This is a genomic window from Bradyrhizobium sp. SZCCHNS2022 (assembly GCF_032377575.1).
Classification (GTDB): domain Bacteria; phylum Pseudomonadota; class Alphaproteobacteria; order Rhizobiales; family Xanthobacteraceae; genus Bradyrhizobium; species Bradyrhizobium aeschynomenes.
The window spans coordinates 7,550,005-7,562,721 of record NZ_JAUHHZ010000001.1; the positions used below are offsets into that span (position 1 = coordinate 7,550,005).

Annotated in this window: 9 protein-coding genes; 4 read left to right on the forward strand and 5 right to left on the reverse strand. The window is 65.6% G+C overall.

Annotated features, from left to right (window positions below; genetic code table 11):
* Window positions 1–101 precede the first annotated feature (101 nt).
* Together QXZ94_RS33700 and recN are read left to right on the forward strand one after the other, a co-directional pair.
* The gene (locus QXZ94_RS33700) at window positions 102–995 is read left to right on the forward strand and encodes an outer membrane protein assembly factor BamD (protein WP_315725751.1); all 894 of its coding nucleotides are present in this window, start codon (window positions 102–104) and stop codon (window positions 993–995) included.
* A gap of 125 nt (window positions 996–1,120) precedes the next feature.
* Window positions 1,121–2,794: a DNA repair protein RecN gene (recN, locus tag QXZ94_RS33705; RefSeq protein WP_315725753.1), complete on the forward strand. Its 1,674-nt coding sequence runs from the start codon at window positions 1,121–1,123 to the stop codon at window positions 2,792–2,794.
* Window positions 2,795–2,932: 138 nt separating this feature from the next.
* Here the strand turns inward: recN and QXZ94_RS33710 are convergent, their stop codons facing one another.
* Window positions 2,933–3,220, reverse strand: coding sequence for a GIY-YIG nuclease family protein (locus QXZ94_RS33710; protein ID WP_315725755.1), 288 nt, complete (start codon window positions 3,218–3,220; stop codon window positions 2,933–2,935).
* 89 nt (window positions 3,221–3,309) lie between these two features.
* Between QXZ94_RS33710 and ligA the strand changes: the two genes are divergently transcribed.
* On the forward strand, window positions 3,310–5,460 hold the full coding sequence (gene ligA / locus QXZ94_RS33715) for an NAD-dependent DNA ligase LigA (protein WP_315725757.1): 2,151 nt from the start codon (window positions 3,310–3,312) through the stop codon (window positions 5,458–5,460).
* Window positions 5,461–5,717: 257 nt separating this feature from the next.
* Here the strand turns inward: ligA and QXZ94_RS33720 are convergent, their stop codons facing one another.
* The 3 genes from QXZ94_RS33720 to QXZ94_RS33730 form a co-directional block, all read right to left on the reverse strand.
* Window positions 5,718–6,995 carry a multidrug effflux MFS transporter gene (locus QXZ94_RS33720; RefSeq protein WP_315725759.1) on the reverse strand — a complete coding sequence of 426 codons (1,278 nt, stop codon included), beginning with the start codon at window positions 6,993–6,995 and terminating at the stop codon, window positions 5,718–5,720.
* A 112-nt stretch (window positions 6,996–7,107) separates the two neighbouring features.
* Window positions 7,108–8,931 carry an aminopeptidase P family protein gene (locus tag QXZ94_RS33725; RefSeq protein ID WP_315726702.1) on the reverse strand — a complete coding sequence of 608 codons (1,824 nt, stop codon included), beginning with the start codon at window positions 8,929–8,931 and terminating at the stop codon, window positions 7,108–7,110.
* A gap of 482 nt (window positions 8,932–9,413) precedes the next feature.
* The gene (locus tag QXZ94_RS33730) at window positions 9,414–10,310 is read right to left on the reverse strand and encodes a 50S ribosomal protein L11 methyltransferase (protein ID WP_315725761.1); all 897 of its coding nucleotides are present in this window, start codon (window positions 10,308–10,310) and stop codon (window positions 9,414–9,416) included.
* Between the two features lie 268 nt (window positions 10,311–10,578).
* On the opposite strand from QXZ94_RS33730, the gene QXZ94_RS33735 reads away from it, so the two are divergent.
* Window positions 10,579–10,743: a Flp family type IVb pilin gene (locus QXZ94_RS33735; protein ID WP_172111026.1), complete on the forward strand. Its 165-nt coding sequence runs from the start codon at window positions 10,579–10,581 to the stop codon at window positions 10,741–10,743.
* 205 nt (window positions 10,744–10,948) lie between these two features.
* Here QXZ94_RS33735 and QXZ94_RS33740 read toward each other — a convergent pair whose 3' ends face one another.
* Complete coding sequence (locus QXZ94_RS33740) at window positions 10,949–12,550, reverse strand: NAD(P)/FAD-dependent oxidoreductase (RefSeq protein ID WP_315725764.1); 1,602 nt, start codon at window positions 12,548–12,550, stop codon at window positions 10,949–10,951.
* Window positions 12,551–12,717: the final 167 nt, after the last annotated feature.

Consider the following 12,717-nt stretch of genomic DNA (forward strand, 5'->3'; position numbering starts at 1 on the left):
CGTGATGCGCGCCACGAGCGGGGCTCTTCCTTCGCGGTCATGAGACGATGGTCATGGTCCGCGGCGTAGATCAGATCACAGGCATCGGGTTCCAAAGAAGCATGTCGATACAGCGTCTCACGCGCGAACTCCGTTCCCACGCAAGCCCCGCCGGCAGCCGTTTGCGGCTTGCCGCGTCGCTGGCCCTGCTGGCGCTTCCGCTGGCCGGTTGCGGCACCGGCGGTCTCTGGGACAAGTTCATGGCCAAGGACGACACCTTCGTCGATGAGCCTGCGGACAAGCTCTATAATGAGGGCTTGTTCCTGATGAACGAGAAGAAGGACGTCAAAGGCGCGACCAAGAAGTTCGAGGAGGTCGACCGCCAGCATCCTTATTCCGACTGGGCCCGCAAATCGCTGCTGATGTCGGCCTACGCGTCGTATCAGGCCGGCGACTACGATGGCTGCATTGGCGCGGCGACGCGCTACGTCACCTTGCATCCCGGCAGCCCTGATGCGGCCTATGCGCAGTATTTGATCGCGGCCTCGCATTACGACCAGATCCCGGACATCAGCCGTGATCAAGGGCGGACCGAAAAGGCCATCGCCGCCCTCGAAGAGGTGGTGCGCAAATATCCGACCTCCGAATACGCCACCAACGCCAAGACCAAGATGGAGGGCGCCCGCGACCAGCTCGCCGGCAAGGAGATGGACGTCGGCCGCTACTACATGCAGAAGCGCGACTACACCGCCGCCATCAATCGGTTCAAGACGGTGGTCACGCAGTACCAGACCACCCGCCATGTCGAGGAAGCCCTGTTCCGCCTGACCGAGGCCTACATGACGATCGGCATCGTCGGCGAGGCGCAGACCGCCGCCGCCGTGCTCGGGCACAATTTCCCGGACAGCAAGTGGTACAAGGACGCCTATAATCTGGTGAAGTCGGGCGGCGTCGAGCCCGAGGAGAACAAGGGCTCCTATATCTCCCGGGCCTTCAAGAAACTCGGACTGGGCTGAGCGGACGTCTGATCGCTCGATCTGATCCGTCTTTGTTCTCAATTCTTGTTTTGTTCTCTTTTTTCTGCTAGTGTCGAGTCGTTCGCTCAGGGGCTTTCCGCCCCCTTACGAAGGACTCTGGCTCCATGCTGGCGCGACTGTCGATCCGTGACATCGTCCTGATCGAACGACTCGATCTCGAGTTTTCCCATGGGCTTGCGGTGCTGACCGGCGAGACCGGCGCCGGCAAGTCGATCCTCCTCGATGCATTCGCGCTCGCCCTCGGCGGCCGCGGCGATGCCAGCCTGGTGCGGCATGGCGCCGATCAGGGCCAGGTCACGGCCGTATTCGAGATCGGCAAGGATCATCCGGCGGCCCGGATTTTGGCCGCCAACGGTCTGGACGCGGATGGTGAGATGATCCTGCGCCGCGTCCAATATGGCGATGGCCGCACCCGGGCCTTCATCAACGACCAGTCGGTGAGTGTGCAGACCTTGAAGGCGATCGGGGCCACCCTGGTCGAGATTCATGGCCAGCACGACGAGCGCGCGCTGGTCGATGCTGCCACCCATCGCCGGTTGCTGGATGCCTTCGCGGGCCTGGAGAAGGATGTCGCCGGGGTCGAGTCGCTCTGGGCAGCCCGCCGCACCGCGGTCACGGCGCTCGATCAGCATCGCGCGGGCATGGAGCGCGCCGCCCGCGAGGCCGACTATCTGCGGCACGCCTCGGACGAATTGAAGAAGCTGGCGCCGAAGGAGGGCGAGGAGACACAGCTCGCCGCCCGGCGCACGGCCATGATGCAGGGTGAGAAGATTGCCGGCGATCTGCGCGATGCCCAGGACGCTGTCAGCGGAAACCAGTCGCCGATTGCGGCGCTCGCGGCCGCGGTGCGTCGGCTGGAGCGACGCGCCGTCAGCTCGCCGGCTTTGGTCGATCCGGCGGTGAAGGCGATGGATGCCGCGATCAACGCGCTGGAGGAGGCTGATCAGCATCTGACCGCGGCGCTCGCGGCGACCGATTTCGATCCGCTGGAGCTGGAGCGCATCGAGGAGCGGCTGTTCGCGCTGCGCGCCGCCGCGCGCAAATATTCCACGCCGGTCGACGGTCTGGCGGCGCTCGCCGCCAAATACGCCGCCGATGTCGTGCTGATCGACGCCGGCGCCGAGCAACTCAAGAAGCTCGAAGCCGCGGCGGCTGCGGCAGACGGGCGCTATGCGGCGGCTGCCGCCAAGCTCTCCGCGGCGCGTATCAAATCCGCAGAGAAGCTGAACCGTGCGGTTCATGCCGAACTGGGTCCGCTGAAGCTGGAACGCGCCAAGTTCATGACCCAGGTCGACAGCGATGCGGACGCGCCGGGACCGGAAGGAATCGACCGCGTCGAGTTCTGGGTCCAGACCAACCCGGGCACCCGGCCGGGCCCGATGATGAAGGTCGCCTCCGGCGGCGAGCTGTCGCGGTTCCTGCTGGCGCTCAAGGTCGTGCTGTCCGATCGCGGTTCGGCGCCCACGCTGGTGTTCGACGAGATCGATACCGGCGTCGGTGGTGCGGTCGCCGACGCCATCGGTGCCCGGCTGGCGCGGCTCGCACATGGCGTCCAGGTGATGGCCGTCACCCATGCGCCGCAGGTCGCGGCGCGGGCGGACCAGCATCTCCTGATCTCCAAGGACGCGCTCGACCGTGGAAAGCGCGTCGTCACCCGGGTCAACACGCTCGCCACCCTGCACCGCCGCGAGGAGATTGCCCGCATGCTGGCCGGCGCCGAAGTCACCGCCGAAGCCCGCGCCGCCGCCGACCGGCTGCTTGAGGCAGCGGCGGCGTAGCAATTGTAGCGGAACGCGGTTAGGCCGCCTTGGAAGCTTGCAGTCGTTTGACGCCGTCATTCCGGGGCGGTCCGAAGGACCGAACCCGGAATCTCGAGATTCCGGGTTCAAGGCCTGCGGCCTTGCCCCGGAATGACGTCAGACACAAATCGAATCGTACAGGTCGCTCCACCCCGGATTGTCTTTCTCGATTAAGTGCACCTTCCACGCCCGCTTCCATTGCTTCAGCTCCTTCTCGCGGGTAATCGCGGAAATCGGATCGTCGTAGACCTCGAACCAGACGAGGCGCGTGATATTGTACTTGAAGGTGAATCCAGGTACCGCCTTCAATCGATGTTCATAGACTCGTCGAACCAGATCGTTGGTCACCCCGACGTAGATCGCGCCATCCTTTCGGCTCGCGAGGATGTAGACGTAATAGCTCATGGTCGACCTTCGGAGGAGCTCGGGACAGGACCATCCCTGGTCGCGCGCAGAGCCTGTCGGCTCGGACTAACGAGCAGATGATACAAAGCATGCCCAAGACAGCCAAATCCAAGCAGCCCGTCGACGTCGCCGACCTCACCAAGGCGCAGGCCAAGGTGGAGTGGAAGCGGCTGGCGCTGGAGCTGGAGACCCACGACAGGCTCTATTTCCAGGACGACGCTCCGAAGATCTCGGACGCTGCCTATGACGAGCTGCGCCGCCGCTTCAACGCCATCGAGGCACGCTTCCCCGAGCTGGTCAGCAGCGAATCTCCATCGCAGAAGGTCGGTGCTGCGCCGTCCGGCCGCTTCAAGAAGGTGCGGCACGCCGTGCCGATGCTGTCACTCGACAATGCCTTTGCCGAGGAGGACGTGCGCGACTTCGCAAGCCGCATCGCACGGTTCCTCAAGCTTGCGGACGATGACCGGATTGATTTCTCCGCCGAGCCGAAGATCGACGGGCTGTCGATGTCTCTGCGCTACGAAGGCGGCGAGCTGGTCACGGCAGCCACGCGCGGCGACGGCGCCGAGGGCGAGGACGTCACCGCCAACATCCGAACACTGAAGGACGTGCCGCACAGGCTGCACGGCCACGACCTGCCTGACGTCTGCGAGGTGCGCGGCGAGGTCTACATGACCAAGCAGGCGTTCCTGGCGCTGAACGAGCGCCAGAAGGAAGCGGGCGACACGATCTTTGCCAATCCGCGCAACTCGGCCGCCGGCTCGCTGCGGCAGAAGGATCCGACCATCACGGCCTTGCGTCCCCTCGGCTTCTTCGCCTATGCCTGGGGCGAGATGAGCGCGATGCCGGCGGAGACGCAGAGCGGCATGATCAAATGGTTCGAGCGTTGCGGCTTCACCACCAACCCGCTGACAAGGCTCTGCCACTCGGTCGAGGAGCTGATCGCATTTCATCGCTCCATCGAGGAGCAGCGCTCCGAGCTCGACTACGACATCGACGGCGTCGTCTACAAGGTCGACCGTATCGACTGGCAGGAGCGGCTCGGCTTCGTGTCGCGCACGCCGCGCTGGGGCATCGCGCACAAATTCCCGGCCGAGCGCGCCATGACCGTGCTCAAGGACATCGAGATTCAGGTCGGCCGCACCGGCTCGTTCACGCCGGTCGGCAAGCTGGAGCCGGTCGGCGTCGGCGGGGTCATCGTGCAGAACGTCACCCTGCACAATGAGGACTACATCAAGGGCATCGGCAACAAGGGCGAGGTTCTGCGCGAGGGCCGCGACATCCGCATCGGTGACACCGTCGTGATCCAGCGTGCCGGCGACGTCATCCCGCAGGTGGTCGACGTGCTCGTCGACAAGCGCCCTGCCGACGCCGAGGAATTCCACTTCCCAAGAAGGTGCCCGTGCCCGCTGCACACCGATGTCGTGCGCGAGGAGATTGCGACCGGCGAGGAAGGCTCGCGGGCGCGCTGCACCGGCGAGTTCGCCTGTCCCTATCAGAAGATCGAGCATCTCAAGCTGTTCGCTTCGCGCCGCGCCTTCGACATCGACGGGCTCGGCGAGAAGCAGATCCAGTTCTTCTTCGACGAGGGCTGGGTGAAGGAGCCGGCGGACATCTTCACGCTGCAGAAGCGCAACGCCAAGCTCAAGCTGGAGGAGGTCGAGGGCTACGGCGAGACCTCCGTGCGCAACCTGTTCAACGCCATCGATGCGCGGCGCGAGATCGCGCTGGAGCGCTTCATCTTTGCGCTGGGCATGCGCCATGTCGGCGAGACCACGGCGCTGGCGCTGGCGCGCGGCTATGGCTCCTGGGAGGCCTTTCACGAGGCGTGCCTCAAGGTGGCCGCAGGCGATGAGGAGGCGATCGCCGAGATGGATGCGCTCGATCAGATCGGCGATACCGTGATCAAGAGCGTTGCCGCTTATTTCGCTGAGGACCACAACCGCGGCATCGTCGAGCGGCTAACGAAAGAGGTGAAGATTCTCGACGCGGAGAAGCCGAAAAGCAATTCGCCTGTCGCAGGCAAGACCGTTGTGTTTACGGGCACTCTAGAAAAGATGACACGCGACGAGGCCAAGGCCACGGCCGAGCGGCTCGGCGCAAAGGCAGCGGGCTCAGTGTCGAAGAAAACGGATTACGTCGTCGCAGGGCCAGGCGCGGGTTCCAACCTAAAGAAGGCGCAGCAGCACGGCGTCCAGGTACTGACCGAGGACGAGTGGCTGCAGCTGATCGGGGAGTAGCTGCATCGCGCTGCCAGCGGTCGCAGATGATGTCCGAGACACTTACAGCTGTCATCATCCGCGAAGGCGGATGATCCAGTATCCCAGAGGCCGCAGTGGTCATCCCGAGGCGGCTCGGCGTATTGGATGCCCCGCCTGCGCGGGGCATGACACCGCTTGTTTGCGATGCTGTGCCGGCCGCATCACCTGCCCGGGTATGGGTATGGTCTCGCGGCGCGTCTGGGGAGGACACTCATGTCCACGATCTCGCCGCCCCGTCACATCACCCCAGCCTCATCCTCTTCCGCAGCTTCGATCAGCTCCTTGGTCACCGTCACCGACGTGCGCGGGACCAGGAAGATCATGCTGGCGGCGCAGGCGAGCGAGAGCATGAGGATCGCAGAGGTCAGCGGCAGCGTGCTCGCATAGTGGCCGCCAAGATAAGCGCCGAGTTGCGACGTCAGCGCGCCGACGCCCATCTGCAGGAAGCCCATGGCGCCTGAGGCGGTCCCCGCAGCCCCCGGCCGCACGCTGATCGCGCCTGCGGCGGAGTTGGCCATCACCGCGGCATTGGCGAACATGATCAGCATCTGCGTGCCGAACAACACGGACGGGACCTGGTTGAAGCCGAAGATGCTCCAGGTGAAGTTCAGCGCCGCGCCCGTGAGCTGCAATCCCAGTCCGAACCAGATCAGCCGATCGAGGGAGTGGCGCGGCGCATAGCGCACGCAGAAAAGGTTTCCAACAAAGTAAGCAAAACCAGTCGTCGCGAACCACGCGCCATATTCGGCCGAGGAGCGGCCCATCTGCATCTCGACGACGTAGGGGCCGCCGCCGGCGAAGGCGAAGATGATCTGCGACGCCATCACCTGGCACAGCATGTAGCCGAGGAAGGCGCGGCTCTTGACGAGAACGGCAACGTCGCGGCGGAAGCTCGCGCCGTCGACACGGGCAGGGCGGGTCTCGGGCAGCGCGAGGGTCACTGCGATCGCAATCCCGATCGACAGGGCCGCGACCACGTAGAAGATGGCATGCCAGCCGAACGCGATTTCGATCAGGCCGCCGGTCAGCGGCGACAGCATCTGCGCGATCATCATCACTGCGACGACGAGGCTGATCATCGCGCCGATGCGCTCGCGCGGATAGAGGTCGCGAATGATGGCGCGGCTGATCACCATGCCGCTGGCGCCGCCGAGCGCCTGGAAGAAGCGCGCCGCGATCAGCTGCGGCAAGGTGTCGGCGAAGATGCAGCCGAAGCTGGCGACGATCGAGAGCGCGAGGCCCACGAGCATCACCGGGCGGCGGCCGAAGCGGTCCGACAACGGACCGAGCAGCAGTTGCGAGATGGCGATGCCGATCATGTAGAACGACACCGTCATCTGCACCACGGAGGCGTCGCGCCCAAACGTGGTTGCAAGCAGCGGCAGCGCGGGCACCAGCAGATACAAGGAGATCGGCGCCAGCCCGGTCATGACGACGAGCAGGATCAGCACCGTGCGGGACGGGGCGGCGCGCGGTGGCGCAGCCACGGGCGGTCCGCTGATCATTCCATGCATCGAGAGCGCCGCTCGGATCGTTTCAGACCCGACCGACTGTAGCGACGTCCCGCGTCACGGAAACGCCTGTTTCCGCATATGCCCATGCGGCGAGCGATGCGCGCCGGTGGGGTCAGAGCGGCGCGGTCGCCTGATCCAGCCAGAGCTGGTCGGGCTCGTCGAGCGCGGCGCGCACGGCGTCCCTGACGCGGGCATGATAGGCATCGAGCCAGGCGCGCTCGTCGGCGGTCAGCATGTTCACGTCGATCAGGCGCCGGTCGATCGGCGCGAGCGTCAGCGCCTCGAAGCCGTTCATCGGCTTCTCGGCGCCGGCAATATCCTTCGGCACGACCAGCTCGAGGTTCTCGATCCGGATGCCGAAGGCGTCGGTCTTGTAGTAGCCGGGCTCGTTGGACAGGATCATGCCGCGCTTCAATGGCGTGGTGCCGAGCTTGGAGATCCGCGCCGGCCCCTCGTGCACCGACAGATAGCTGCCGACGCCGTGGCCGGTGCCGTGCTCGAAATCGATCCCTGCCTGCCACAGGAACTGCCGCGCCAGGGTATCGAGCTGGGCGCCGGTAGCTCCGTCAGGGAAGACTGCGCGGGCGATGGCAAGATGCCCGCGTAGCACGCGGGTGAAGCGGTCGCGCATCTCGTCGGTCGGGGCGCCCACGGCGATCGTTCGGGTGACGTCGGTGGTGCCGTCCTCGTATTGCGCGCCGGAATCGATCAGCAGCAGGTCGCCGGGCATGATGCGGCGGTTGCTCTTGCGGGTGACGCGATAGTGTACGATGGCGCCGTTGGGACCCGTGCCCGAGATGGTCGGGAACGAGACGTCCTTCAGCGCGCCGGTGTCGCGGCGAAAACTCTCCAGCGCCTCGACGGCGTCGATCTCGGTCAAGCTGCCCTTCGGCGCCTCGCGATCGATGTAGGCGAGGAAGCGCGCCAGCGCGACGGCATCGCGCCGGTGCGCGCGGCGGGTGCCTTCGATCTCGACACCGTTCTTGGCCGACTTCAGCAGGCTGACCGGATCGGCGCCGCGCACCGGCTTGCCGCTGGCGCCCTGAATCAGCCGCGTCAGCGCGTCTGCCGCCGTCGCGCTGTCGAGCGCGATCGCAGCGCCGGATTGCGCAAGCTCGGTCAGCCGGATCGCCAGCGCGTCCGGCTCGGCCACCTCCGCGCTCTGCTCGAGATGATCGCGCGTCAGGTTCGAGAGCTTGCGGGAATCGATGAAGATCGTCGGCCGTCCACTCCGGGGGACGACCGCATAGGAGAGCGGCAGCGGTGTATGCGACACGTCGGCGCCGCGGATGTTGAACGTCCAGGCGACGTTGTGGGAATCGGACAGCACCAGCGCCTCGACGCCAAGCCGTTCGATCTCCTTGCGGATGCGGTCGAGCTTCTCAGCCTCGGCCTCGCCCGACAATTCCGCGCCGTGGATTGACACCGCGCCGAGCGGCGGCAGCGGCCGCTCGGTCCAGATGCTGTCGAGCGGATTGGTCTCGACCGGGACCAGCTCTGCGCCCGCCTTGGCACAGGCGGCGGCGAAGCGCTCGGCTGCCGCCGTCGTATGCAGCCACGGATCGAACCCGACGCGATCGCCGCTCTGCAGATGGCCGGTCAGCCAGTTCTCCGGCGGCGGCTCGATCAGCGATTCCACGGTCCAGGCCTTGCCGTCGACCTGCTTGCCCGCCTGCAGGGTGTAGCGGCCATCGACGAAGATCGCGGCCTGTTGCGGCAGCACGATCGCCAGACCAGCCGAGCCGGTGAAGCCGGTCAGCCACGCCAGCCGTTCGTCCGAAGGTGGCACATATTCGTTCTGCTGCTGGTCGGCGCGCGGCACGATGAAGCCGGTGAGCCGGCGCCGCGCCAACTCCTCGCGCAACGCAGCGAGTCGCGCCGTCAGCGCTACACCGGTTTCAGGTTCTTCGAACGTCTGGAACAGGGCTTCGAACATCATTCTCATACTTTAGAAGTGGGTGTCGTCTGCGACGAATACTCTCCCAGGGAAAGGTGCAGTGCACGAAGAATCTCCTTGCATTCGCCAGTGCAAAAAGATTTGCTGTCGCATGCCGGTCATCCGAAAGAGATGCGGCGAGGAAACGTGATGGATGTGACGACCACGATCGTAAAGATCATCCACGGTCGCACAATCCGGGGAGTGCCTCAACTCTATGGCGAGGGGATGCACAATGCCTGCTTTTACCTTCGAGAAACTGTCGGCGCCGACGCCACGCGCACCGGCCTCACCACCTGTCGAGAAGCCGCGCAGCGCGCTGGCGGGTCTCGTCAATCGTCTGGTCGAACCGCGTCTTCGACGCGCGCCTCGTGACCAGTCCGACTCCGGCGCTCAGCCGAACCAACCGAAGACGTAGCGAATCCTCCAAGCCGTCGTCCCCGGCCTAGCCTTGTTTCGCCGCCTCGAGCCGAACTGCTTCGTTATTGCCGCTTCTGCAGCAGCAGGCTGCTCCAACCCTCGATTTTCAGATGCCGGACGGGAATCAGACCGCGTGCGCGATAGGCGGCAACGACCGCACGCGCCTGCGGCGTCAGTAGGCCCGACAGGATGACGAAGGCGCCTCGTGCCAGATGACGCTGCATCGGCGCGGCCAGCTGCCGGAGCGGGTTGGCGAGAATGTTGGCCAGCACCAGGTCGAACGGGCCCCGTTCGGCAAAATCGTCGGCCGCGAAACCTGTGGCGCGGATGACCTGGACCAGGGGGCCTGCGCCGTTGAGCCGGGCATTGTCGCGGGCGACTGCGACCGAGGGGGCATCGATGTCGCTGGCCAGCACCGGCTGGTGAAGCGCCTTCGCGGCGGCGATGGCGAGGACGCCGGTTCCGGTACCGAGGTCGAGCACACGCCGCGGCGCGCCCCTCTTCAAGACGTGGTCGAGCAGCAGCAGGCAGCCGCGGGTGGTGCCGTGATGGCCGGTGCCGAAGGCGAGCGCCGCCTCGATCTCGATGCCGAGCTTGTTGCCGGGCACGCGCTCGCGATCGTGGGCGCCGTGGACCAGGAAGCGGCCGGCCGGGACCGGAACGAGGTCGTCGAGGCTGGCCTTGACCCAATCCTTGGCCTCGACAACGTCGAACGTCAGGCTTTGGGCCGTCTCGGGCCCCGCTGCTCCGCCGACGAGCTCGCGCACCAGGTCCTGGTCGGGCGGGTCGGCGAAATGGACCGTGACGTCCCACTGTCCGTCCGGCCGCTCGAACGCCGCGACGGCCGCGTCGCCTTCGAAGAACACCTCGGTCAGCGCGTCCACCGCCGGCCGCGCCGTCGCTTCGTCCGGAACCGTGAAGGTGGCTTTGTAGGTCGCAGGCGTCGTAGCTGATGTCATTTGGCTCGTCCGGGAACAAACTCCACGGTGTGGTTAAGCAATCTCACCGCCGGCGCAAGCTCTTTGGCCGAACCTCGCGGTTTTTGGGCAACTTCCGGCTGTCGTCGAGGGGGCATCTTCCGTGCCTAAAAGTTGCATCGTAATTGGCGTGAAATATCGTCACGAGTTGAGTGAGCCTCGTTAGACCAACCTTAGGTTCTCTCTGCGTAAGGTTCCCGTCATGGGAACCGGAAAAGCCTCGGTTCCTGGGTTGGGAAACGAGGTGAAGATGACGACCATTCTCTTGAAGTTCTTGCGCGATGAGTCCGGTGCAACCGCGATCGAATACGGCCTGATTGCGGCCGGCATTTCCCTCGCGATCATCGCGGCCGTCAACGGCCTGGGCAGCTCCATGAGCAGCAAGTTCGACTCGATCAATTCGTCCTTGAAGTGATCTGCGAAGCGGCGTTCTCGGAGGACCGGGCCTCAGCGCCCGGTTTTTCGTTTGGGACGCCGAATTCGACAGCTCAGCCACGATCGCCCCACAGCATTCTGCACAGTCTTCGCGGCGATTCGTCCACCGGCTGACCCGCGTCGTTTGCACAGCTTGTCCACGGGGTTGCGGGTAAAGCCTTCCACAGTCTGTCCCCGGCTTGTCCTCAGCCGAACAAGGCCCGATGATCGGCCAGAATAGCCTGCGCCGCATTATGGCCGGGCGCGCCGGTCACGCCGCCGCCGGGGTGGCTGCCCGAGCCGCAATGGTAGAGGCCTTTCAGCGGCGAGCGATAATCGGCGTGACCGAGCATCGGGCGGGCCGAGAACAGCTGGTTCAGGGTCAGGGCGCCGTGGAAAATGTCGCCGCCGAGCAGACCGAATTGGCGCTCCAGATCCAGCGGTGACAGCACCTGCCGGCCGATCACGCTGCCTGCAAAACCGGGCGCGTAGCGGTCGACGGTCGCGATCATGAGATCGGCGACCTCCTCGCGATGATCGTCCCAGGAGCGTCCGTCCGGCAGCTCGGGCGCGACATGCTGGCAGAACAGGCTGGCAACATGCTGCCCCGGCGGGGCGAGCGTCGGATCGAGCGTGGAGGGGATCAGCAGCTCGACCACGGGATCGCAGCTCCAGCCCTGCGCGCGAGCGTCGAGATAGGCCCGGTCCATATAGCTCAGGCTGGGGGCCAGGATGATGCCGGCGGAGAGATGATCGCCATCGCCCGGCAGCGCGCTGAACGAGGGCAGGCCGCTCAGTGCCACGTTCATGCGGAACGTGCCGGAGCCGTTGTGCCAGTTGCGGATGCGGGTGAGGAACGGCTCCGGCAGGACGCCTGGCGGCACCAGCCGCGTATACAGCAGCTTGGGATTGACGTTGGCTGCGACATAGCGCGCTCGGATGCTGCGGCCGTCCTCCAGCACGACGCCGACCGCGCGGCCGCGCTCGACGATCACCTCGCGCACGCCACATTCGACCTCGACCAGCGTGCCCAGCTCCTTCAGCGCGCTGGCCATCGCCTGGGTGATCGCGCCCATGCCGCCGATCGCATGGCCCCAGACGCCCTTCTTGCCGTTCACCTCGCCGAAGGCGTGATGCAGCATCACATAGGCGGAGCCGGCCGCGTAGGGGCTCGCATAATTGCCGACGATGGCGTCGAAGCCGAACAGCGCCTTCACCAGGTCGGTCTCGAAGATCTCCTCGAGCATCTCGCCGGCCGAGCGCGTGAACAGGTCGAGCAGATCGCGCTGCTGCTCCAGCGACAGGGCCCGCAGGGTGTTGGCTGTGCCGAGTGCGTTGAAGGCCTCGCGGATCGCCGGCAGCCCGAACTGGGCCACGAGATTCGGCGGCGCTCGCAGCACCAAGCTGCGGAGCACGTCCGCGATTGCTTCCAGCCGGGCTGAGAACGGCCCGATCGCTTCGGCGTCGCGGCTGCTGAGGCGGGCGATCGAGGCCTGCGTGCGGCCCTCACCGGTCAGCAGATAGCGGCCATCGGGCGACGGCAGAAAATTCTGCGCCCGCCGCTCGACGATCTCGAGCCCATGCTGATGCAGCTTCAGGTCGGCGATGACGCGCGGATTGAGCAGGCTCACCGTGTAGGAGGCGACCGAGTTGCGGAAGCCGGGATGAAATTCCTCGGTCACGGCCGCACCGCCGACCACCTTGCGACGCTCGACCACATGCACGCGCAGTCCCGCCATGGCCAGATAGGCCGCACAGGTCAGGCCGTTATGGCCCGCGCCGATGATGATCACGTCGGTTTCGTTCATGTGCGCTTCAAAAAGCCCTGATTAATGACCGACAGGAGTCCGTCCTTTCGGGAACCGTCGAGACGTGCTGTCGCCCCGGATCGGCGCCGCGTCAAGGGGAACTCGGTTTTGCCCCAGCTGCTCGCCATACCGCCTCTCGATCCGCTATGTCTCGTCTGCGCGTCGTG

Coding starts and splice junctions, on each gene's coding strand:
- QXZ94_RS33700 (WP_315725751.1), top strand. CDS start 102: ATGTCGATACAGCGTCTCACGCGCGAACTCCGTTCCCACGCAAGCCCC.
- recN (WP_315725753.1), top strand. CDS start 1,121: ATGCTGGCGCGACTGTCGATCCGTGACATCGTCCTGATCGAACGACTC.
- QXZ94_RS33710 (WP_315725755.1), bottom strand. CDS start 3,220: ATGAGCTATTACGTCTACATCCTCGCGAGCCGAAAGGATGGCGCGATC.
- ligA (WP_315725757.1), top strand. CDS start 3,310: ATGCCCAAGACAGCCAAATCCAAGCAGCCCGTCGACGTCGCCGACCTC.
- QXZ94_RS33720 (WP_315725759.1), bottom strand. CDS start 6,995: ATGCATGGAATGATCAGCGGACCGCCCGTGGCTGCGCCACCGCGCGCC.
- QXZ94_RS33725 (WP_315726702.1), bottom strand. CDS start 8,931: ATGTTCGAAGCCCTGTTCCAGACGTTCGAAGAACCTGAAACCGGTGTA.
- QXZ94_RS33730 (WP_315725761.1), bottom strand. CDS start 10,310: ATGACATCAGCTACGACGCCTGCGACCTACAAAGCCACCTTCACGGTT.
- QXZ94_RS33735 (WP_172111026.1), top strand. CDS start 10,579: ATGACGACCATTCTCTTGAAGTTCTTGCGCGATGAGTCCGGTGCAACC.
- QXZ94_RS33740 (WP_315725764.1), bottom strand. CDS start 12,550: ATGAACGAAACCGACGTGATCATCATCGGCGCGGGCCATAACGGCCTG.